The 24,235-nt window shown below is 58.0% G+C and carries 11 protein-coding genes and 2 pseudogenes; 7 read left to right on the forward strand and 6 right to left on the reverse strand.

What is annotated here, in order from left to right:
• Nucleotides 1-39: 39 nt before the first annotated feature.
• Both ACIOWE_RS01060 and ACIOWE_RS01065 read left to right on the forward strand, forming a co-directional pair.
• Nucleotides 40-10,119 carry a TcdA/TcdB pore-forming domain-containing protein gene (locus ACIOWE_RS01060; RefSeq protein WP_401386221.1) on the forward strand — a complete coding sequence of 3,360 codons (10,080 nt, stop codon included), beginning with the start codon at nt 40-42 and terminating at the stop codon, nt 10,117-10,119.
• An 87-nt stretch (nt 10,120-10,206) separates the two neighbouring features.
• The gene (locus ACIOWE_RS01065) at nt 10,207-11,628 is read left to right on the forward strand and encodes a TolC family outer membrane protein (protein ID WP_401386482.1); all 1,422 of its coding nucleotides are present in this window, start codon (nt 10,207-10,209) and stop codon (nt 11,626-11,628) included.
• Between the two features lie 73 nt (nt 11,629-11,701).
• Here the strand turns inward: ACIOWE_RS01065 and ACIOWE_RS01070 are convergent, their stop codons facing one another.
• A complete protein-coding gene (locus ACIOWE_RS01070) occupies nt 11,702-11,920 on the reverse strand; it encodes a hypothetical protein (protein WP_401386224.1) in 219 nt (72 codons plus the stop codon).
• Here ACIOWE_RS01070 and ACIOWE_RS01075 point away from each other — a divergent pair.
• Nucleotides 11,906-15,367, forward strand: coding sequence for a PAS domain-containing protein (locus tag ACIOWE_RS01075; RefSeq protein ID WP_401386226.1), 3,462 nt, complete (start codon nt 11,906-11,908; stop codon nt 15,365-15,367). The two genes, ACIOWE_RS01070 and ACIOWE_RS01075, sit on opposite strands and share 15 nt — an antisense overlap.
• On the opposite strand, the gene ACIOWE_RS01080 is transcribed toward ACIOWE_RS01075, so the two are convergent.
• From ACIOWE_RS01080 to ACIOWE_RS01090, 3 genes are all read right to left on the reverse strand, one after another.
• Nucleotides 15,348-16,268, reverse strand: a complete 921-nt coding sequence (locus ACIOWE_RS01080) for a LysR substrate-binding domain-containing protein (protein ID WP_401386229.1) — start codon at nt 16,266-16,268, stop codon at nt 15,348-15,350. The genes ACIOWE_RS01075 and ACIOWE_RS01080 overlap by 20 nt on opposite strands.
• Before the next feature lie 20 nt (nt 16,269-16,288).
• Entirely contained in the window at nt 16,289-17,266 is a 978-nt protein-coding gene (locus ACIOWE_RS01085) for a two-component system response regulator (RefSeq protein WP_401386232.1), read from the reverse strand.
• Nucleotides 17,267-17,391: 125 nt separating this feature from the next.
• A complete protein-coding gene (locus tag ACIOWE_RS01090) occupies nt 17,392-18,291 on the reverse strand; it encodes a LysR family transcriptional regulator (RefSeq protein ID WP_401386235.1) in 900 nt (299 codons plus the stop codon).
• A 136-nt stretch (nt 18,292-18,427) separates the two neighbouring features.
• Between ACIOWE_RS01090 and ACIOWE_RS01095 the strand changes: the two genes are divergently transcribed.
• From ACIOWE_RS01095 to ACIOWE_RS01110, 4 genes and pseudogenes are all read left to right on the forward strand, one after another.
• Complete coding sequence (locus ACIOWE_RS01095) at nt 18,428-19,192, forward strand: SDR family oxidoreductase (protein ID WP_401386238.1); 765 nt, start codon at nt 18,428-18,430, stop codon at nt 19,190-19,192.
• A gap of 20 nt (nt 19,193-19,212) precedes the next feature.
• Nucleotides 19,213-20,028, forward strand: coding sequence for a shikimate dehydrogenase (aroE, locus tag ACIOWE_RS01100; RefSeq protein WP_401386241.1), 816 nt, complete (start codon nt 19,213-19,215; stop codon nt 20,026-20,028).
• 55 nt (nt 20,029-20,083) lie between these two features.
• Complete coding sequence (locus ACIOWE_RS01105) at nt 20,084-21,526, forward strand: MFS transporter (RefSeq protein ID WP_401386244.1); 1,443 nt, start codon at nt 20,084-20,086, stop codon at nt 21,524-21,526.
• 249 nt (nt 21,527-21,775) lie between these two features.
• Nucleotides 21,776-22,381, forward strand: a pseudogene (locus tag ACIOWE_RS01110) (dTMP kinase); the annotation flags it as partial.
• A 24-nt stretch (nt 22,382-22,405) separates the two neighbouring features.
• On the opposite strand, the gene ACIOWE_RS01115 reads toward ACIOWE_RS01110, so the two are convergent.
• Together ACIOWE_RS01115 and ACIOWE_RS01120 are read right to left on the reverse strand one after the other, a co-directional pair.
• Complete coding sequence (locus ACIOWE_RS01115; RefSeq protein ID WP_401386247.1) at nt 22,406-23,044, reverse strand: hypothetical protein; 639 nt, start codon at nt 23,042-23,044, stop codon at nt 22,406-22,408.
• 533 nt (nt 23,045-23,577) lie between these two features.
• Nucleotides 23,578-24,093: pseudogene (locus ACIOWE_RS01120) on the reverse strand (cupin domain-containing protein).
• Nucleotides 24,094-24,235: the final 142 nt, after the last annotated feature.

Here is a 24,235-nt window from a genome sequence, read left to right on the forward strand (position 1 = left end):
TTTTTATTCGGACGAAGAGAAGGTAACGGGGTGAATACTATGAAGTTCAATCAAGAAGGTATTAAAGCCGACCAGGCATCAGGCGTTCCACAAGCACTGGTGGACGAATATAAAACCATCGCCAAAAACAATAAAACCATCTTGTTGTTCAGACTGGTCAACCCGTTTTCCACCGGGCTGATCAGTGAGGGGAGCAGCACCAAAAACCTCCAGGTTCACGCAAAGTCTGCCGATTGGGGGCCACAGTCTGGCTATATTCCCGCGGACCCGTCGTTGTCCAAACTCTGGGACGGCACTACCGCCGTATTTGAAAAGGCGAAAGCTGATGTCAGCCACAGCCTTGAGCTGGGGTATACATCGCCGCAATTGAAGTTGAGTGAGCAGCGATTTCAATTTCTGTTGCAATCCAGGCTGATCAGCACGATCAAACCGGATGGCACCTTTTCAGTGTTCGGAAAAGGAGAGGGCGCTTTTGAGTTTCGTGCGGTCGCCGAGGGCAGTCATTACGCTATCAGTTACCGACGCCCGGGTGAGTCTGCCTACACAGCGCTGCGCATATTGGCAGACCGCAAGGGCAGCCCGTTGACGGCGGACATCGATATGTTTGCCATTGTTCCGCACTTGTCGAACTTCGCCGATCCAGCATCCTCCGGGGCCACCGTGGTTGACGCTGGGCAAAAAAAATCTTCGGTGATGTGGAGCAAAGCGGTTGAAGGCGCATTGAGAAGCCTTGGCGCTGCTGAGCGTCGGACCACTCATGACATGCTCGGAACCATCAGCGACTTTGAGCTCAATATCCGTTACCTGATGAATGACGCTGCCCTGTCATTGGGCATGAAAGAGGTCGTCAATCATGGCACCGAGCAAGATAATCCGTATCCCGAAAAAGACGAATTCATTTACGGGATCGATCCGGGAGGGGCGTCGTTCATCGCCACGCGAGCGCAATTAAAAGACTATATCGCCGCACAACGTAGGGAGGGTTTTGTCTTTCACGAAAACCGCATGTACTCCGCAACCGCCTTGCAGATTATCCAGGACGCCGCGACTGATCAGTCGAAGTTGATTACATCGCAGGTTGTTCCAAAAATGCAGGCCAGGCGCCTGGCCTCTTATCTGAACGAACTAAAAGCGGTGTTTTCGCCCTCGGGCACCTTCCCTGATCGCAAATCCCTGGATCGCGGCCCTGTCGGACGGCTTAGTGAACGCTTTGAGGTGATTGGCGAGGTGCATGCTCTGCTGAGCAAGCACCTGCTCGAAAGCGGTGTGACTCCAGCAGCGAATGCCGGGCGGCTCACCAGAAGTGAACTCGACGCATTGAATCTCGGCGGGCTGGAAAAGGCCCTTGTCGAACGTGTCAGCGCGATGCCGCTACCCGCCGGTACCACGTTGACTCAAAGCCAGATCGCGCGAATCGCGAACCTCGCGGTCGACGGCATTATTCGACAGAATTTCCGCAAGCTCACGGAATTGATGACCTATCTTGGATCACTGGATTTTCCCTTTGAATCAGGAATGAATACCGACCTGCTGCTGGCGTCCGGTGGCGCGGGCAATGCGCAGTATCAGGCTGCGTTGAATGAGCGGATGGCGGCGGAAGGCAAGCCGCTGGTAGCGACGCCGAATGATATGGCGGCTATTGGTTTCGTGCAGAAAATAGCAGAGAGCCTGACCCAGGCTGTCAATGCCCCAGCGTCTGCTACAAACGAGGCGATCAAGAAAGCCACGAGTCAAGGTCATCGGGACATGGAGGGGTATTTGCGCTCGGTGAGTGCGACCTTCGCTGCTGATGCATACGGCACCGTCTATGTGGCGCCTGATGCCGGGGGCAAGTTCGACGAGGCGTTCTGGAATACCGAACTGCCAATGTTGCGTGCCTTGCAGAAGTCTGGGCTGATCGGCGACATCCGGGTTTTGCATGAACCGGCTGATACATATCACGGCAAACAGCTCAAGGATGTCGGATCGCTGCTGACCGCACAGGATACCGAGTTACTGGTCAACTCCAGGAGTCTGGTAGAGCCGGTGTATCTGGAGGTGCTCGCCGGCATGCACAAACGATGGGTTCAAGGCGAACCCATGGCTGACCTGGTCAGTTTGCATGGCGAAGTGAAAGGTTACATCGACCTTAATCCGAAATCCGCACGTAATAAGGCATTGCACCTGCTGCTCGAGCAAACGGGGAACAAGCTGCTGGAACTCGATGCCATGGATCGCATGGATGCGAGTAGCCGGGTTAAAGCGGCCAAGGCAAACCGCTTGGGTGAATCGCAAATCTGGACCCGTGAACAACTGACTGCTCATACAGCGGTTTTTGGCAAGACACGGGAGGAATCCTACCTGCGCATTCTGTCGCTGCTCGATGCATGGCAAGGCCACCGGCAGTCTGACTCATTCCCGATCCAGGCTGACAAAAACGGCGAGTTCGTCGCTTATTTGCCTTTTAAAGGCGACGTTATAGACCAGTACTCAAATCAGATTGCAAGCAAACCGGCTTTCGAAATGTTGCGCGGCATGTGGTCCGATATCGAGGTGATCAACGATGCCGCCGCTGGCAAAGCCACGTTCAAGTTTAAGACAGGCGCGCAGACCGAGATCACGTTCAGTCCCGCCAACACGCTGGCACAGGCGTTTGCCCAGCAAAAGCAATTGGCGAATCTGCAAATTGTCCTCTTCATGAGCTTCAAGTCGGAGACCATGCCCGCGCAAATCGCGATCCAGGGCGATCAGATTACTGCCAGCAAAAACATCGGTGATACGCCCACGGTCATCTCCAAAGCTCAGAATGACGGCTCATGGAGCACGCCGACGAGCGAAGCGCTGCTTGCGGTAAGGCGTGAAGCCCCCGCGAGTTCAACGCCTGTGGTGTCAAGCCGGTACGTCGACCGTTGGGCTACGCCTGTGGTTCAAGGCAACCCGGAAGGCAGCGATAGCCAGTACGCGGCGCAAATCATTGTTCAGACCCAGAATGACGAACTCGTGGCTCGCGCTGCTGTCCGTTTGGCGGGCAAGCACCCTGACAGCTCTTTGGTGATACAACTTGATGCCGATGGCAATATGCGGCTGGTCTACGGCGATCCAGCGATCTTCCAGAAGCTTGGCGCAATCGACAGAGTGCGCTGGCAGATTGTCGGACACGGTGAGGGGCCGGTCGGCGCGCGCACGCTCGGTGATCTGGATGCTGCCCAGTGGTCACAGCACATTCGCCGTTTTCAGCAAAGCCTTTACGACGAATACAGCATCAGTTCGGTGCCGGCGCGGATCAGCCTTGTCGGTTGCGCGGTCGAAGACGCGGACCTGCTCGGTGGTTTTGGGCACAAGCTGGTGGAAGCCTTGCAAATCCCGGGTCTCGAAATATCGGCCCGCGGTGCCAACGTCGTTGTCCAGGCAAACGGAATCAAGACCACCAGGGATGCCAACGACGAGTTGAGGCACAAAGACCCTAGGCATAAGGTCGTGCTGGAATGGAGCCAGGATCAGGGCGTGACCGAGGTTTTCGAGGCGCTGCCGTCACGGGCACTGCTGGGGCGCGATGGTATCGACGTGGGGGCCTTGCTCGACGACCTGCGGCTGGGTCGGGTTGCATTGGAACAGTTGGGGGCAGCGCAGAATTATGTCCTGACGCTGCTGTTCCCCGGGGACAATGACGAACTGGATCAGGCGCAATTGCGTAGCATTCTGGAAGATGCAAGTACCTTCAAAATCTTGCAGGACCTGCTGGCCCGGATGTTCAAAAACCCTGGTAGCAAGGTTGATCCGGCCAGCGTGGATGCCGCTGATCTGGTCCGCCAGGCTTTCGATATCAATGGGCAAATCAATGCCGGATCGGCGAGTGCGCGCGGCGATTTGGGCGGTCGTGCAGGCAGCATCGATATCCGTCAGTTCGCCGCCAACCCCGCGCTCTTCGCCAAGACCCATGCCCTGAGTGTCGAAACGCTGGTCAGCGCAGGACGGTTGCCGGACCAGGCTTTTGCCAAGTTGATCAAGATGAACGCCGGGGTGTACGAGGTCGAATACACCGCGACCAGTGGCCCTGACACCGTGCCGGCTTACTTCCTCGGTTACAACGGCCCCAATCAGGGCAATGCGTCGCCGGCCTACATCGATATCCCCAAACAGGCCGCAGCCGGGAGCTTTCTGTTCACCGGTACGTTGTCAGGCTGCTCGCTGGTGGTGACCAGCCTGGATGCCAATACTTTCCGGGTCTACCACGATGGCCGGGTCAACAGTTCCGTGCTCTACGACAATGTGGTGATGTCGGTGGACTGGAACGACTACCGGATCGGCGCTACGGCGGAAGGGATCGCCGCGGCGTACCTGCAGTTCGTCGATGGTCAATGGCAGTTGGCGGTCCAGCGCCAGGCGTATCACGGCACTGACAGGGCCCTCTCGCCAACACTGCGGGTCATGGAAGAACCGCTGTCGATCCAGCACGCCGATAGCCAGATCGGCCCACGCAAGCTGGCCGAACTCAATGACTATCGCGAACAGGTACACCAACGACTGAAGAAACTGGCCGGCCAGTTCACTGTGTCTGTCGAAGGCGTCAAGGACGGTGTATACAGCGGGGGAGCATTCTCTTACGACCATCCGGCAATTGCCGCATGGACAGCCTTGCGTCGCGAGGTTGATCGTAAGTATTTGCTTGAGATCGACCAATTGAAGGCTCAGCGCGACGAGCTTTATAAACAGCGGAGTACCGCGTCACGGCCACAATTGATCGATCAACAGATCAAGCAGAACCTCCTTACCCATGAATATTACAAGGCGCAGTTCGACACGGTCTTGCGTGAGAGCGGTTCTGTCGACCGAAGCTGGCTATGGACGCAGATCAAGGCCAAGGAGGGAATGCCTGGCGTCCTCCGTTTTGACGATACCGACCTGCGAGGTGGAGGCCAGGATGCAACCAGCAGCCTGGGCGAGCGCTACGCAAACTTCGAGGCGTACCAGCGAGGTGCACTGGGCGCTGAATTCATACAGGGATTACGCGCTTTTCGCGACATCAGTATTCCTGGCGTGACCCGGGAAATGTCGGCGCTGGACATGAAACAGCTGTTTCTCGAGGGGCAACTCACCGCGCAACAACGGGGAGCCTTGAGCGCTCGCATCGAAGAAATCAGTCAGGCCGAAAACATTGAAAAGGTACTGAAACGTACAGCATTGCTGAGCGAAGGCTTCAAGCGCGCGGGAAGTACGTTCAGTCAACTGGCACCGCAGGATTTCTATCTGTCGCTGGTCGGTGATCGGTTCGGTGGCCGCTGCTATCCATTGGTCAGGGCGATGGCGGTGGCACTGGCCGACGCCGGTTCTACGGGCATCAACAGTCTGGTGCAAAAACTTTTCCTGGCGGCCGCGGAGCCACAAGCTGGAAGTTCGACGTTGCTCAAGAACAGTCTGGTCAGGCTGCATTCCAATGGTGATGCGGTGCAGGCGTCTACAGCGATCGGCAAACTGAATTTGGCCGATGTGGTCGGGCGTCTCAAAGGGGCGACCGGTACCTCGACATTTGCCCTCAATACCCGCAATCACTCAATGCTGGTAGCGAGCACGGCTATGGCCAAGGGCCGTCGCTATTACTTCTATGATCCAAATGTCGGGATCTTTGCCTATGACAATACAGCCAGCTTTCTCAAGGCAATGGAGCAGCACCTGGTAGGTCGAGGGCTGGCAGATTTTTACGGCGCTTTCGGCAGCAAGCAGTCTCCGGAATTCAATCTGGTTCAGATCGATGTCGACAAGATGGCCAAAGTCCAGGTAGGCAATGGCCTGGAAGTAGCCGACCTGAGCCGCCCGGGCGAACTGGCGACACTGATCGATCAGCGTCGGCAAGTTCAGGAAACCGTGAGCGTCCAGTCACGAATTGCCGAAGATATGCAGTTGCGCGGCAGCCTGGTGACCCTTGATGTTGAGCAATGGGGCGCCAGATTCGCCGAGTCCAGCACGCGGCTTGCGACAGAAAATGGCCTTGACCCGCGCTGGATGCCGGTCATCGCCACGACCGAGGACCAGGGTGCAGGCAATTATCGGGTGCAATTCATCAACCGTGATCAGCCGGAGCAGAGCCGCTGGCTGAACACCCGGGATTCGAACTTTACCGAATTTCGTCGTTTTATCGATGAACACACCGCTACTTTGGGCAAGCACTTCACCCTCGAGCGCGGGCAGATGCGGCCTCGGGGCAGCGTGGCTGAGGCCGGTTCGATTGATGGCCTTAACGCCGGGTTTGCCTTGCAGACACTGATCCAGTGGTTTGCCGACAAGCAGCGTGACGCCAGCGCCCGTGGTGTCGATTCGACTGATCTGGCGACTGCACTGAAGATCCATGGCTACCTCAACATGGTCCAGATGGGCCATGGGGTGTTGCAGGACGTGGGCAAGGTGACCGCACTGGTACGCACCGCGCTGCGTGGCGAAGTGGTCGCCGGCGAGGCCACTCTCAAGGACTTCGTGTCGACCTTGGGCCACACCGTCAGTGAAGGGGCAGGCGTGATCTTCGGCGGCGGTATGGTGATCCTCGACGCCTACGAACTGGCCCATGCTGAAAATGAAACTCAGAAGGCAGTGTTCGGCACTCAATTGACCTTTGATTCGGCGAGCTTCATCACCGGGGCCGCCGGTATCGGTGCGGGGATGTTGGGCGCGACTTCGGCGGGAGCCTTGCTGGGTGGGGTCGGAGTGGTCGTCGGCGGTCTGGCTGTAGGCTTTACCGGATTGGCTCAGGCCTTTGGGGCTGTCGCCGAGGATGCCAAGGCGGTGGGGCGCTACTTCGATACGGTCGATGATGCCTACAAGGGCCATGGCTACCGCTATGATCAAACGCAGAAGGTGTTGGTGCCACTGCCCGGGGCGGTGGTCAAGTCACTCGACCTGCAACGTAACCAGATCAGCTTCGACAGTCAGTACATTTACCGCACTCACTCCGGCTCGACGGGCTCTGGCAAAATCAACTATTTCTTTTGGGCCGGCGATTTTCCGGTAATGGTCAAAGACCGCAATCAGGCTATCGAAATACGCAGCGGAATCGGCTACCGGGATGCAACTTATGCACTCGACCTCGGCAAGAGTAACGCGGTGATTCTGCCGGGTACGCCCAAGTCCTACATCAGCTATGAATACGAGCAGTTGCCTGGCGCGACCACCCGCCACGATGCCGGTTTCGACGTGATCCGACGCCTTGAGGAAGACAAGCGTTTTGATTATGACTTCTACATTTTTCCTGCCGAGCGGACGATCCGCAAAATTTCTCAAGAATATGTAGCGACCTCAGTCGAGGTGAAACTTGATCAGCGTAACCGGCAATTGATCGTGCCCGAGTTGCCCAAAGAGCTTCACGGTTTCATGAGCTACGAGATCAAGGGTGCGGGCGGCGAGTATCTGGTGAGCCTCAAGGAAGGCGCATGGTTGAAACTCACGAGCGAGACACCGGTTTTCGATCCGAATATCACGGTCGAGATCCATCAACTCGATGGCACGGTGGGTGGCGGTGTTCCTTACAGCCTGGTGGGCAACACGCCTTCGCGCTGGATCATCGACACTAGCCGACTCGCTGGAGGCAACATCCAGGTCCTGCGGGATCGGGTGGTGATCGGTGGGGTCAGCGTTCTGCTGGACCCGGCCACCAATGGACGGGTACTGCTGGTCGACGGCAAGGGCGAAGTGCGCGAAGTCGATTTCACCGACTTGAGTACCCGCGTGGTGTCCGAGGATGCGAGCAAGTGGCAAGCACCCGGCCAGGGGATCGAAAAACATCTGAAGGATCTGGCCAACGCGCATCAGTTACAGGGGCAGTATGTAGTAGTCGATAACTACCAGCATAACGGGCGCAATGTTGGACGCGCTTACTACGACGTTGCCAAGGACCGCATGATGTTCACCGACACCTCCGAGGCGAAGGCCGGGAAGGCTCAGCTCGGCGCGGTGATAGGCGATTACGCCTACTTCTACGATGACGAGAACGCAGCGGCATGGCGCGTAGATATCGCCAGTGGCAAGGTCGACGCGCAGTACACGCCATCGTTCAATGACAGGGAGGGCAAGATCAGTCGATTGTGGGCGGAGGGCGGAGAGGTCTATCTGGCGCGTCGCTATCAGATGGGAGACGACCAGGGCGAACTCAGTTACCGCCTCCTTGGTGATCGTATGGAGCTGGTCAGCGCTGTCGGCGACGATGCTCTGCTTAAACTGTTGGCGCGTACGCGTCAGCATGGCGATGCATTCAATAACTTGCTGCAAGGCTACAAGCGCTTCACGCAGCGCAAGACTTCGGCTTACACGCTCGGTGAGCGGCTGATTAATCCGGTTCCCGCCGCCTTGGTCACGGTGTTCGGAATCGATGCGGCGGGGGTGGCGCATCGTTATTGGATACGCACCGCCGATGGCATGCTGATCAAGCCGAATCTGGCACCGCCGGCGGATCAGGTTCTGCGTTTTGAAGCGCACGAGAGCACCCGCAGTGCCTGGACAATTCCGGCCGATCTGGTATTCGCGGGCAGTATTCTCCAGCCCAATGGGCAGGAAGTGTTTTTCTTCTACAGCAAGGCGCAAAAGGTCCTGTTCCGCCAGAACGGAGCAGGCCAGGCGATTCTCGATGCCAGTCATCCAACTGCCTTGCGCATGGATACTCCGGAGCTGGCGAACGTGTTGGCGCTGGAAGGCCAACTGCTTGCGGTCACTGTGGATGGGCGTGTGGCACGGCTTGATGCGCAGGGCTCGCTGAACTACGAAGCTGTCAATGAGCATTGGCTCAAAGGGCGTCCGACGTGGTGGCTGGACTTGCCCAAGGTCTCCGGCACTGACGCCACCCTGGCCGTTTTCGGGGTCAAGGACCGCGACGGCCAAAGCGCGCTGTCGGTGTGGTACCACAGTGGTCGTGTGGTGGTGGCTGCGTCGTCATTGCAGGGCAAGCCATTGCAATTTGTCGGCTTTGAAGACGATGGGGTCACGGCACGGCTGTTCGAACCCGGCAGCGGCAAACTTTATCTCCAGCCCTCCATGGCGGCGGATACGTTGGCCACGGCATTCGGCAACGATGCAGTGCTGGACGCAGCGGCGAAAACGCCTGTCGCGAGCGAACTGACACCGACGATGCAGCTCAAGTCAGTGCTGCAAGTCGAGAGCGGTTTGCGTCTGACAACGCACAGCGGCGAGATTTTGTTGCGCACCAACAAGGGCAACCTACAGCTGGTGGCAGTCGATGAAAAATGGCAGCAGGACAACCTGCCGCGCTTGCCAAAAGCCCTCGCCGAGTTGGCCGGGCAGTGGCGGGCGAAGGGCGTGCTGACCTTGCAGGGCAAGGCAAGTCGAGGCTGGTTCGATATCGACAGTGGCCAGATGTTCTCCGGCAATGGCATCGCTGCCACGGACAACCTTGATTTTGTCGGGGTAGGCAAAGGCGAGCAGGCGGCCTATGTGTACAGTTCGACAGCCCAGGTTCTTTACCGGGTCAACAGCGAAGGCGCGCAGGCCTGGAATCACTTCACCGGGGTCGACCGTACCGATTCCTCCCTATTGCTCCAGGGCACGGGGGGTGCAAGCGGCACAGACGAACTGGCACCACCGCTGATTACCGGGATCGATACGCTGGTGCTTCATGGTGGCGGTGGTCACGATACTTACCGTCTGAGCCAGAAGGCGTGGGGGCACTACCGAACCATCGTCATCGACAATGAAGACTCGGGCCTGGCGCTGGACCGCCTGATTCTGCCGCCGAATGTTTCGCCAGACATGCTGGTCAGCCGGCATGGCGACGACCTGATTCTGACTGACTCAGCGACGGGCACCGCACTGATGATCCGTAAGGTGCTCGGCGAGCAGGCAGCGGTGCATCGTCACCTGCAGATTGAACTGAAAAGCAATCGGGAGGTGATTGACATCAATTACCTGGCCAAGGACTTCGCTGGAAAGGAAAGTCTTCAGGACGGACTGGTCCAATTGTCCTGGAGCAGGCAGCAGTCCGCCAAGCCGTTAGATGAGGGGGTGGTTTTCGCACACACGAAGAGTCCGAATCTGGCCAAGTTAAGCGGCGTCATGGCGGCCTTCCCTGATGAGGGCGGTAGCCGCGAGAAACTGCCGATGAACCGCCAGAGCGTGCCAAGCGTTCTGGTGCCTTCGATGTCTTGATGGCGCAGAGGAGATGACAGGAGGAGCGCAATGCTCCTTCTGTCGCTGCGTACTTTCGATCCATTTTTCGCGGAACAACCCAGCATCATGAACCGATCAATAATTTTCTCACGGCAAGCCGTTGCCGGCTGGCTGCTGGTCGCTTGGCTGCCCGCCGCGCCAGCCATCGCCGCCACCAGCGATCTCTGGCAGGTCTACCTGGATGCTCAACAGAACAACTCCGAACTGGCCGCAGCCCGTTTTGACCAGGCTGCCCGGGCCGAGGCTGTGCCCCAGGCAAGGGCCGCGTTGTTGCCGACGTTTTCGGCTGGTGCGGAGATCAATAACAATGAAACCACACTGCAACAGCCTGCACAGCAGACCCGGCGCAGCGGTACCAGTTATCAAGCGACGCTGAATCAACCGCTGTTTCGCATTGATCGCTGGTTCAGCCTCAAGGCTGCCGAGGCGCAAAGTGAACAGGCATTGCTGGAGTTATCAGCGGCCGAGCAGAAGCTGATGCTCGACAGCGCTCAGGCTTATTTTGGCCTGCTCAAGGCGCAGGATGGTCTTGCCGCGAGCAAAGCCGAGGAGGCGGCGTTCAAGCGTCAACTCGAACAGGCTGACAGAGGGCTGCAATTGGGGGTGTCTGATCGCACCGATGTGCTGCAGGCCCAGGCCAGCCATGACACGGCACGGGCCAGTCGAATCGTCGCGCAGAAACAACTGGACGATGCCTTCGAAGCCCTGGATACCCTGAGCCACCAGCAATACCCGGCAATCCAGGGCGTGCGGCACGATATGCCGGTGTTGCTGCCCACGCCCAACGATGCCCGCGCCTGGGTCAACACCGCCATGCAACAAAACCTCACACTGCTGGCGAGCCGGCAGGCCCTGGAAGCCGCGCAGCAAACCCTGAGCGCGCGCAAGGGCGGGCATGCGCCTACCCTGGATGCGGTGCTGCGTTATCAGACCGGCGACAACGATAACCTCGGCTACGGTAACAGCAGCCTCAGAGGTGGCGGTTATGGCGGTGATATCGAGCAGCGCTCGATCGGGCTGCAACTCAATATCCCGCTGTTCAGCGGTGGCCAGGTGAGTTCTCAGGTGCGCGAAGCGTATCACCGGCTGAACCAGCGCGATGCTCTCAACGATAACCTGCGTCGCCAGGTGGTCGAGCAGACGCGAAATCTACACCGCGGTCTCAACAGCAGCGTCGAACAGATTCAGGCACGTCGCCAATCGATCATTTCCAACCAGGGCGCGGTGCTGGCCTCGCAGATGGGTTTCCAGGTCGGTACGCGCAATATCGTCGATGTGCTGGAGGCCCAACGTCAGCTCTACAGCGCGGTGCGCGAGTACAACAACAGCCGATATGACTACATTCTCGATACACTGCGCCTGAAGCAGTCCGTCGGAACCCTGGCCCCTGAGGATCTTCGAGCACTCTGCGACTACCTCAAGCCGGACTACGATCCGGATCGTGATTTCCTGCCACCGGAATTCCCCCGCCAATTGGCGAGACGCTGATCGAGGCGCAGCAGGTGGTGGAGGGTTACAGTGACGGGCAGGGTGATCAGCGGGGGATCCGATGTTGCATAGATTAATGACGTTCTTTGATCGCCATAAAGTGTTTTGCTACGCATTGGGCGTGATCCTTTCCGTCGGTGGCGGGCTGCTGCTGGGCAATCTCTACCGCGCACAGGCCGAGCAGCGTCACCGGATCGATACCCAGGCCATGACTGAGGACTATGCTGCGCGCCTTGGCGCCTGGAACGCTGACGGCTTCGCCATTGGCGCACTGTCGATGCTCGGGCGGCATGCGCAGTCGCTTAAACAAGTGATCAGCGAGCCTGCGCCTTCGACCGCTTTGAAAGTAGAGGCCGCCACCCCATTGAAAAGCCTCGCCATGGTGGTTGGCGCAGGTCATGCCTATGTCGTCAATCAGCAGGGTGTGATCGTGGCGGCGTACGATAGCCTCGGACGTTCGGTGGATGGGTTGAACATAGGCTTTCGCCCCTATTTCAAGACCGCGATGCAGGGCAAACCGACTGTCTACGGTGCCATCAGCCGCACACTGGGCCAGCGCATGTTTTATATGGCGGCGCCGGTGTATGCCTCCAGCACCAGCCAGGATAAAGCTATCGGCGTGGTGGTGGCGGGTTTTGATGCGCGGGTTCTGGACGCTGAGCTGAACAAAACCACACGCCACCATCTGCAGATGATTCTCTCGCCTGGTGGGGTCGTGCTGTCCTCCAATCTTTCTTCGCTCTTGCTCAAGTCTGACCGGTCGTGGTCACCTGAGACATTTACCGGTGATGTGCGCCAGCAATTTGGCAACTACCCATTCACCAATGGCGTGCCTGAACGGCTGCCTTTCGATGTCGGGCAACCGGTGGTGTCATTCGAGGGGCAGCGTTACGCCGTGTCCCGGGCCAGTTTCGACTGGAACGACCCGAATGGTTCCTGGGCCGTGATCAGCCTGGACAGCCTGGATGCAGTCCTTTCCGAAGGCCAGTTTCTGTTGATCGAAGGCGCCAGTGCGCTGTTGCTATTCCTGATGTTGTGGGCCGGCCTGCGGCGGCTGACCGATGCTGTGCAACATAAGCGTGATATGCAACGCATCGAACAGAGTGAGCGGCGCCTGGACCTGGCGCTGCAAAGTGGCGCGTTGGGCTTGTGGGACTGGAATGTCAGCCTGGGCACCATTATCAACAACGATGTCTGGATGCGGATGCTCGGCTACAGTCAGGCGGAGCTTGATAGGACATTCGGCAATGGTCTGGAACGCTGGACCTGCCTGGTTCATCCCGAAGACCGTGAACCGACCATGACGAAGCTGATGGACCACCTCAATCATCGCGTCGGCGAGTATCGCGCCGAATACCGGATGCGCCACAAGAGCGGGCGCTGGTTATGGGTACTGGACATCGGCAAGGTCATGGAACGCGACGCTCGGGGAGAGGCCATTCGTGTGACCGGGGTGCTGCAGGACATCACCAAGTCAATCGAAGTGCAGCGATCCATCGTGGACAGTCAGACCAAGCTGCAGTCGATGATTGCGAACATTCCCGGCGTCGTGTTTCGCAGTCTGCCCAGTCGGGAGCGCGAGATGGTATTTCTCAGCGATGCCATAGAAACGCTCAGCGGCTACCCCGCGCACCATTTCCAGTCAGGGCATGCCTATCGGGATATCGTTCACCCCGATGACCTGGAGATTTTCAACCGCAGCCTGGACAGCACCAGCTATATCCTCGAATACCGGATCATTATGGCCAGCAACGAAGTGCGTTGGGTCTATGACAAGGGCCAGATCATCCAGAGCGATGGCTCACCGCAGTACTTGGACGGGGTTATTTTCGATATCAGCGAGCGCAAGGCAGTGGAGGCGCAAGTACAGCAGTCACGCCAGGAGGCGGAGCTGGCGACGCAAGCCAAGTCAGAGTTTCTCGACAACATGTCCCATGAAATCCGTACGCCGTTGAATGCCATCATCGGCATGGCGCATCTGGTCCTGGACATGCCGTTGGAGAGGGCGCAACGACAATGCATCGAAAAGATGGACCGCGCGGCCAAGGGGTTGGTGAGTGTAGTCAACAGCGTGCTGGACCTGTCCAAGATCGAGGCCGGCAAGTTAAGTATCGAACAGGTCAGCTTCGATCTTCATGAGATGGTTCAGGATGTGCTCGGCCTCATGAGCCAGCGCGCCCGTGAGCGGAATATCGAGCTGCGGCTGGATGTCCCTTCACACTTGAGTCGCGTCTATATTGGCGACCCGTTTCGCCTCACTCAGGTGCTGATCAATCTGGTGGACAACTCGATCAAGTTCACTGACGTCGGGCATGTGACCCTCGGTGTGCGCCAACTGAGTCAATGGAGCGACACCGCGATGCTGTGCTTCAGCGTCGCCGACACAGGCGTGGGCATGAGTGAGGAGCAGCGCATCCGCTTGTTCAGCGCCTTTGTCCAGGCCGACCCATCCATCAGCAGACGGTACGGCGGGACGGGGCTGGGATTGACGATTTCCAGGCGCATTGTGCGTCTGATGCAGGGCGATATCTGGGTCAACAGCATCGAGGGGCAGGGCAGTGAGTTCAAGTTCACGGCCCAGTTGAAGTTGGCGTACCCTGCGTCGACCAAAGAACTGACGCCCAGACCCGTTTGCTGTGCGGGTAATACCAATGGTGTTACCACGCTCGCTGAATCGGGAATGTCCACCTGCGACTATGCGCAGCTATTAGCCGGTGCGCGAATCCTCGTGGTGGAAGACAACCTGTTGAACCAGGAAGTGGTGGACGGGTTACTGCAACACGCCAAGGTCCATGTGGTGATGACGGAGAGTGGGGAAGAGGCGCTTAACCTCTTGATGCGCGACGCACAGTTCGATGCCGTGCTGATGGACTGCCAGCTTCCCGTCATGGACGGCTACGAAACCGCCAGGCAGATTCGCCTTCATGCTCATTTGCAGCGGCTGCCGATCATCGCGGTCACGGCCAACATCCTGGCGGATGTGAAGGGCCGAGCCTTATCTGCCGGAATGAACGATTGCATTACCAAACCGCTGGAGATCAAGGCTTTCTACCGGACTCTGGCGTGCTGGATCAAAACGCAGGAATTGCAGGTGCTGCCGTCGGTCATTGAGTCACCGTCGGCGGCAATAATGTCCCGCCCGGAATCATTGCTGGCCCTCGACGGCTCGTCGATCAACACCGCCCTTGGCCTTGCGGTGGTCAATCAGGACGAAGCGCTCTACGCGCATCTACTAAGGATTTTTTACGCGGATAATCAGCAACTGCTTGAGCATCTCTGGCTTGCTCATGAAGCACTGGACACGACCGCCATCGGCCGTCTGGCCCACAGTCTGAGGGGGTGTGCCGGGCATATCGGGGCGACGGCGTTGCAAGAGGCCGCAGGATTGCTGGAAGAAGGCTGCACGCGCGAGGATGATACCGCGTCGTTGATTCACCACTTGGCTGACTGTCTACGGCCGGTGCTGGCTGATCTTGCCGATTTTACGGCCCAGGCGGTGCCCCCAACGGCTGTCAGCCCGCCTCTGACAAATGACGAAAAAGATCTGCAACTGGATCGACTCGCTCGTTTGCTGGTGGAGGACAATGCCGAAGCCCTGAGCCTGATCGACCGACTGTGTCAGCAAGACGACGGCGCCGGTTTGCGGGTTATCCAGGAACTGATCTATGACCTGGAGTTTGCCCAGGCTCACGCTTTACTGGTGCACTACCGCCAGTCGATCACCGATCGCTTGCAGTGAGGAGCGCCTGACAGGCCGCCACACGCTCCTCACACACTTGCACCAGTCGACGGTGCAAGGCCCGCAACGGTTCGCAGATCTGCGAACGGTGCGACACCACCAGATTCAGCGGGGCTGGATCCCCTAGCCAGCCGCCCAACAATGGCAGCAGGCGGCCGGCGGCCAAGTCGTCGGCGACAGTCAACAGCGGCAGATAGATCACGCCATGGCCGGCCAGGGCCCAACGGCGGGCAGCATCGCCATCGTCGCAGTGAAAGAGGCCCTGCACCCGCACCTCTTCGACCTCGCCCTGAGCATGGAAGCGCCAGCGCGATTCCGGGCGGCCGATGCTATGACTGATGATGCAGTCGTGTTCACCAAGTTGCGCCGGTGTGACGGGTGCCGGGTTTGCGGCCAGATAAGCCGGGGCGGCACAGACAATGAAATGGTGGTGTTTGAGTACCGGCAGTTCCACCAGATCCAATGACAGGCTGCGGCCAAAGCGCAAGGCTGCGTCGAACTTTCCTTTGAGCAGGTCTTCTTCCTTGTCGCTCAGAGACAGCTTGATGTGCAGTTTCGGTTTCTCCTGCTTCAGTTCGGCCAGCAGGTCGAGCAACAGATGGCGCCCCAGGTCTGAAGACACGGTGAGTTCGAGCATGCCGTCATCATGAGTCAACGAGCGCTTGCCCATGGCCAGGATCTTCAGCGCATGCTGCGCGCTTTCCAGATAGCGCGCGCCCTCGGAGGTGAGTTTCATAGTGCGGGTAGAGCGGGTAAACAAACGCACGCCCAGGCGATTTTCCAGACGCTTGAGCGCCATGCTGGCAGCGGCGGGGGTGATGGACATGGCACGAGCAGCAGCCGACAGGCCTTCCAACTCGGCAATGAGTACAAACAGCTCTAGATCTTCCAGGTTGGCCATAGTGAATACTCGCTGTTTGCTCAGAGGCCGGGAAAGTTAGAGGAGGCGGTGAGCATCGCTGCTGACAGTGCCTGCTGGTCACTGGGCAGGCATGACATCAGTTCCTGGTGGTCGAGCATCTGTCTGAAGGCGTGGGCATGCCGTTGAGGTAGATCGATGCCGGGTTGCAGAAGCGCCAAGTGATAGGTCAGGGCCAGGGTGAACAGGCGTGTCGACAGTGGCGTGGACTCAAGATCTTTAGCGCTTGCCCGACTATCGAACAGAGCGCTGGCGTGGCTGATACTCCAGGCCAGGTTGAGCAGACGGTCTTCCGGGTCGACATGGTTGAGTATTTCCTCAATCAGCAAGCGGCTGTTGACGAGCGCCTGAGAGAGGCTGGCATACGGCTGGTTGAGGCCGATCAATGCCAGGCAGGCAGCGCTGCGAAACTCCACCGGGTCGCTTTCGACGACGCTGTTGTCGAGCAGGATCGTCAAGGTATCGAGGAGCGCATCCAGGCGAATGTGTGGGTTTTGCGCCAGCTGCAGCGCCAGTGCACAGATAAAACCGTCACGCATATTGCTGCCCGCTGACGGCTCGGCGGCCGGCTGCGGGTTATGCAGCGGTTTGTCCCGGTACCCCAATTGCGCCGCCACCCGGGCCAACACGACTGGCGGCGAGATCGGCTTGGCGATGTAGTCCGCAGCGCCCAGCAGCAAGCCAAGACGCTCGTCCTCGATGCTGCTGCGCGAGGTCAGGAAAATCACCGGAATGGTCGCCGTGGCCGGATGGTTTTTCAACTCACTGAGCACCTGGAAACCGTCCATGCCTGGCATGGTGATATCGAGAATGATCAGGTCAGGTCTGGAACTATGAGCCAGCTCGATACCGCGTTCGCTGTTCTTGGCCAGCAGCACTTCGTATTCAGTGGTCAGCGTCTTTGACAGCACGATCAGCGACTGCGGATCGTCGTCGATGGCCAGGACGGTATAGGAATTGGAGAGGCGCGCTGCGTGCATGGGATATTCGCCTGTGCGAGGTAGGCCGGCATTCTAGCGTATTTGCCGTCAGGCATCCTTGCTCAGAGCCTTGTATTGCCGTCTTTGTAATCGTGAAGATTCAAACTCGATCCTCACCTGCAACGCTAGGTAAGCTGAGAACTCGACGGCGGATAAAGTTCGCTGAGCACCGTCATCAGTGCGCGCTTGCGTGGATTCTCCAGACTGAGCCAAGCCACACCGATGCCCGCGCCACTCATGGGCAGCGCCAGCGGTCGAATCACTACACCGACCGGCAGTGCCGATGCCGCGCCGCTTGGCAAAATGCCGATGCCCAGACCGGCAGCCACCAACGCCAACTGGGTAGTGAATTCGCCCATTTCCCGGGCGATCGTCAACGTCACTTTGCGTCGGTGAAAACCCGCGAGCATCTGGTCATACAAGCCGGGCGCGAACTTGCGCGCCAGCACCAATACCGGGTGCTCCGCCAAGTCCTGAGGTTTGATCCGACGTTGGCTGCACAGCGGATGTTCTGGCGGCAGCGCCACCACCAATGATTCTTCGAAGAGCATGCGGGTGTGCACGCCAGACACATTCAAGGGCAGGCGTACCAGGCCAAAATCCAGGGCATTATCCAGCAAGGCCCGCGCCTGCGGTAGCGAAGGCATGTCCTTGAGCTCCAGTTCGATGCGCGGGTAGCGCTCCTCAAGCGTACGCACGAGCAACGGCAACAAGTGCGACAACGTTGAAGAGACAAATGCCAGACGCAATATGCCCACTTCTCCGGCCGCCGCTTGCTGTAACACCTCAAGGGCGCGTCCCGCCTGACGCAAGGTCGCCAAGGCCTCGGGCAGAAACAGCACTCCTTCCTGCGTCAACTCGACTCGGTGCCGGTCACGCTCGAATAACTGCGCGCCGACATCGTCCTCCAGAGCTCGTATCTGCGCACTCAAGGCGGGCTGGACAATGTGCAGACGCGCGGCCGCACGACCAAAGTGCAGTTCCTCAGCCAAGGTCGCAAAAGCCCGCAGATGCTTGAGTTCCACTGTTGTGCTCCCGATTCCATGCAGATTCTGGTGATCACCATCGGTGATCACAACATCACCATAAACGATTGGCGTGACAAGGCGATAGCGATTGAAAGTGGCGCCATGTCAACTCGTCAATGGTAGGGATATCCGCATGATCGACAGTTTTCGTCTGAACGGGCGCACAGCGCTGATCACCGGTTCGGTACGCGGCATTGGCCTGGCCCTGGCCCGAGGACTGGCGCAAGCGGGCGCGCAAGTGGTGATTAATGGGCGCGATGCCAAACGCGCCCAAAGTACCTGCGCGTTGTTGCGCGATGAAGGTCTGGAGACTGAGTACTCGGTGTTCGATGTGACCGACCACCAGTCCGTCGCATTGGCGGTCGATGCACTGGAAAACCGCTCAGGCCCGATAGAGATTTTGATCAACAACGCCGGGTTGCAGCATCGTCAGGCACTTGAGGATGTCAGTGCCGAGGATTGGCACCGGCTAATGAGTACCAACCTTGATGGTGTGTTCAACGTGTCCAGGGCTGTGGCCCGCCACATGATCGCTCGCCGGCGCGGCAAGATCATCAACATCGGCTCCGTGCAAAGCGAGCTGGCCCGACGCTCCATTGCGCCTTACGCCGCCAGCAAGGGCGCCGTGCGCATGCTCACCCGAGGCATGTGTGCCGACTGGGCCAGCCATGGCCTGCAGATCAACGCCTTGGCTCCCGGCTATTTCCAGACCGAGCTGAACCAGGCGCTGGTCGCCGATCCGGCTTTCTCCGATTGGCTGGTGCAGCGCACGCCCGCCGGGCGCTGGGGCAGGGTAGAGGAGCTCTGCGGCGCGGCGGTTTTCCTTGCTTCGTCAGCGTCCGACTTCGTTAACGGTCAGACCCTTTTCGTCGATGGTGGCTTGACCAGCGTCGTCTAACTCTCGCAAAGGACTCCACGATGCCTCAATCCCTGCCAACCCTCTGCGGCTCCATCATGGGCTCGCCGTTTTCGCTCTCGGCAAAGATCCACAATGCCGCCTACGCAGCCCTTGGCCTTGACTACACCTTTGTCTGTTTTGGCGTCGAGGATCCTGTTGCTGCGGTGGCGGCCATTCGTGCGCTGGGCGTGCGCGGAATGAACGTTTCGATGCCCTACAAAACCGCAGTCATGCCTTGTCTGGACAGGATCGACGAGTCGGCGCAGGTGATTGGCGCGGTCAACACCATCAACAATGTCGACGGCGTACTCACCGGCTATAACACCGACTACATGGGCGCGATACGCGCGCTGGAGGAGGTCACCGACCTGCAAGGCAAACGCGTTGCCGTGATCGGTGCCGGCGGCGCAGCCCGTGCGGTGGTTTTCGGTTGCTTGCAAGCGACGGCTGAGGTCACGGTATTCAACCGCAGTGTCGAACGCGGCACGGTCCTCGCCGAGGATCTCGGTGCGCGGTGGGGCGGCAGCGTCGAGGCGTTCACGGCCGAGACTTTCGATATCGTCATCAATGCCACTTCCGTTGGCTTCAAACAACCAGACAGCAACCCGCTGGACGGCCGACTGGCCCGCCACCTGATCGTCATGGACGTGGCATTCATGCCGGTGCAGACCGCGTTGCTGCTGCAAGCCAAAACGCTGGGGTGCCGCACCGTGCCTGGCACCCGCATGTTGGTGCATCAGGCCTGTCGGCAAATCGAGTTGTACACCGGAAAAGAGGCGCCCATCGACATCATGGAGCAGGCCATGCTCGAGGAAATACAGCGCTTGAAGCTCTAAGCAATCCACCGACCGGTCAATAACAAGATGCCGTAAAGGCACCTGGAGGTACCCCATGACTCACGATCATTCAGCAACCGATAACGCCTCGATCGCCGAGGTGCAAGTGCACAAGAAAGACTTGCACCGCGCCGCTTGGGCCTGCTCCTTGGGCAGTGCCCTGGAGTACTACGACTTTGCGCTTTACACCCTGGCTTCGGCGCTGATTTTCGGGCCACTGTTCTTTCCTGAACAGACCCGCGCCATGAGCCTGATCGCCAGTTTCGGCACCTACTTTCTGGGCTTCGCGATACGGCCGCTCGGCGGGGTCCTGTTTGGCATGATCGGTGATCGCGTCGGGAGAAAGTTCGTGCTGGCGTCGACGGTGCTGTTGATGGGTATTTCCAGCACGCTCATCGGTGCGCTGCCAAGCTTCCATCAAGTCGGCTACCTCGCGCCGGTGCTGCTGGTGATTCTGCGTTTGCTGCAAGGGTTGGGCGCGGGTGCCGAACAGGCCGGCGCGGCGGTGATGATGACCGAGTACGCTCCTGAGGGCCGGCGCGGTTTTTACGCTGCGCTGCCTTTCCTCGGCATCCAGTTGGGCACCATCCTCGCAGCGTTGGTGTATTTTCTGGTGGTCAGCGGCAATGACAACGTGATCGAAAGCGGGCTGTGGCGGTTGCCGTTTTTCAGCAGCGTGGTGATCGTTGCATTGGGCCTGTACATGCGTCTGTCACTCAAGGAATCGCCGACCTTCATCCGCCTCAAAGCGCTCAAGCGCGTATGCGAGAACCCGCTGAAGAGCGCGATGAAACACTCCAGACCGACCTTGTTGATCGGCATCGGACTGCGTCTGGGGGAAAACGGTGGTTCCTCGATCTACCAGGCCCTGGCGGTGAGCTACATCGTGGGCGTGGTCGGTCTGCAAGGGCCGGTGGGTGTGCTGACCCTGATCTGCGCGGCCAGCCTCGGCGCGCTGACCGTACCGATTGCCGGCAAGCTCAGCGATCGATTTGGGCGAGTCGTGGTCTATCGGGCCTTCGCGCTGGTGCAGTTGGCACTGGCGTTTCCGGTGTGGTGGGTACTCAGCCTCGGCAATGTGGTGGCGAGCATCATTGCCATCTCGATCGCTCTGGGTATCGGCACCTGGGGAATGTTCGGTACTCAGGCGGCGCTATTGCCTGAGCTGTTCGGCTCCCGCCACCGTTACATGGGTGTGTCGATTGCCCGGGAAGCGTCGGCAGTGATCGCCGGTGGCATTGCGCCAATGATCGGTGCCGGCATCATTGCCCTGGTAGTGGCGAGCCACGACGGCGACGCCAGTGCAGGTGTCGGTGCCTGGATGCCAATTGCCTGCTACCTGACGTTGCTGACACTGATCACTCTTTACAGCACATTCAAAACACCAGAAACCCTCAATCGTGATCTGGACGAACCCCGTGATGCGTGGGACATCGCCAGTGCTGGAGCAGCGCTGCCCTTTGAGCGTGGAAGCCGCAGACGTACGCGAATAGCGTGACCAGGTCTGATCTCATCTTGGCCAACACGTTGTCGTAGATTGACTGGAGGAGGGTGGCCGCCTGGATCCGAACGCCTCTTCAGCGTCTAAAGTCGCTTTGGGAACGGAGTGCAAGCCGGGGGTGGATGTGCTAATGGAATTCCAAAAATGAGGTTAGAGTGTTCATCCATGTCTGTTTTCGCGCAGTTGCACCAAGCGGTTCCAGCGAACCTGCAGAGCCAGAAACTGTATATCTATCGTATGTGAACAATGAATCGTCCAATGTTCGTTTCTCTGGATGGGCCCAAGGGCACCGGTAAAACCACGCTGTTGGAGGCCGTTACCAAAGCACTGAGGGCCGACAACCAAAAAGTTATCCGACTTTGCGAGCGAAAAAGAGATCCCTACAGGGGTGAAACCATGGCCCTGGTTAACGCCCTTGCCAGGAATCCTTCCAGGGAACTTGAGTGGTCTGTGTGCCAGGCTTTTGCTGAAAGCCGTAGCTGGATTTCCCGACATGTGCTGACTGAACAGCCACCGGGCAGCATCATCCTGATCGATCGCTGGTATCCGTCGGACGCCGCATTCCGCCATACCGTGCCGTTTGCCGAGATTCTCCAGTTGAACATGGATCGAGACGTACAAGTGCCAGACTTGCATGTCGGCGTTGTCACTGCGCCGGATATTTCATGGGCGCGGGCAACGACGCGATCGCGAGGACTGGGCGGCACTGTGATCCAGAAGTATGCGGAGCACGTAACGTGTACCGAGAAGTTCGAGCAAGCGGTTGCAGATCACGGCTGGGTTTTATGCCGCAACGAAGGGACAGTTGAAGAGGCAACCGCGCAGGTGGTGAGAGAGATCTATAAGGTGCTTGTGACGGGCACCGCTTGCCTTAGGTCACAGCTCCTCGAACATCAATGTATGCGGTTTGAGTGTCCCATCGAAGGTAAAATTTCGCTGCTGCCAGATAACGTCGATGAGAAGAGGATCTCTCGCTTCTCGAAGGTTTTTCATTTCTGCTAGCTGCTCGTCGATAGCCTTGCCGTGCTCAGTTGTGAGTAAGTTGGCCTTGACTTTACTTATTGTGATTAGCATTGGCATTGAAGGCTTTTCGAAAAGTTTTGTTAGCGGGTGCGCGCAATGGAGCAATTGGCTTGCGGCATCAGGATCCACCGATTTAAGTTCTTCATATGCCCAAAAAATATGCGAGATTATCTCAGAGCCTTTAGGGCTTCTTGCATACATTTGGGCCGTCTGCCGAGAAGCAGAAAGGTAAACTCCGCCATACCTGAAGTTGAATCCACCACCAGTTACGTTCTGATCAATCATCGCCTTGACGATAAAATCATTCATTTGCCACCAGGTACTCTTACTCTTCTGTGCATCAAGCAGTTTTGCAAGCTGCTCCAGAATTTCGAAGTCGAACAATGAGGGATCGCGTACCGCACCAAGCCCCTGCTTTTCAATGGAGTCTCGGAAAAGTGTCGACGTCCCGTGATAGAGGGGGAAAGTGAGGTAACCATCTTGGTCGATCATAAGGCTTTCCTATTATCTATATTAGTCAGTCGCAATTCGCAGCCGCGAAGCTAAGGGAGGTGGATCTGGCACACAAACTCACCACCGCAGAGGCTGAGCTCATGGCTTTGCGCGTATCGAGTGAGGCGGATGGCTCGCAGGCGTAGTCCAGAGAACCTTGAACCCATTAGCACATCGCTGAGTATATTTGTACTTCAGCGGCTACAGAGCGGTTTTTTCCAATTTAGTACTGACAGAAAAGGCGCAGCCGGGTTGAGATAGTACGTCAGTTGTGCAACCTAACTGGTTGGCGTGGAATGCTTTCCGATTAAGTCGTCCACGTTTCCGATTAATCAGTGGGGGTCACAGTGCTGCGGTGATTGTCGAGGTGGAGTCAGGTGTTGCTGTGAGCGTGCGTAGCGTAATACATGATTTAACATAATATACATTACACGTAACAAGGTATTTCAGGATTGGCCCGTTTGCCCAGTGGATTTCAACCTTCAGAGTCGCCCTGAATCCGATCTACGGCGTCTCCTTGATTTCGACGCCGCTCAACCCTCACTACGCGTCAGCTTTTCAATCAGCGCTCGATGCTGTGGAAATTGCTGCGTGAGTTTCTGCCGACCAGCCATGTCGATATCGGCAAAATCAAATCCTGGCGAAACGGCTTCACTGATCAGCCCAAATCCGTTCTCGCCGTCGAGCAACCGCGAAGCTTTCCAGATTCCACCCGGTACGTGTAATTGCAAAAGCTGTCCTGCCAAAATGTCGCTGCCCATCACCAATGTCTGCAGCGAACCATCCGCATGGATCAGGCTGTACTCAATGGCGTCGCCCATGTGGAAATAATGCAGGATGTCGGATCGATTGAAATGAAACTGGCCCACCGGTGATTGCTGATCCAGAAGATAGTAAATCGAGGTCATCAGATACCGTGGGCCGCTGGGGGTTTCGAATGGGTCGCGATGATCTGCCTGCTAGGTTCTACGGAAATAACCACCTTCGAGGTGAGGTTCCAGATTCAATGTTTCAATTACGCCCCGAGCCTTCGCGCCAAACCTAATCATAGTGCCTTCTCCTTCGAATATGCGCCTAAATTCGTGCTAACTCGACTAAACGGCTATTTAGTTGAGTTATAGAAAAGCACATCTATGCGGTCCTTGTCGGAAGTTTCCGGGGTAATATTCGATACCTCCCCCCCCTGCCCCC

This window comes from Pseudomonas sp. NPDC087598, assembly GCF_044743525.1.
Classification (GTDB): domain Bacteria; phylum Pseudomonadota; class Gammaproteobacteria; order Pseudomonadales; family Pseudomonadaceae; genus Aquipseudomonas.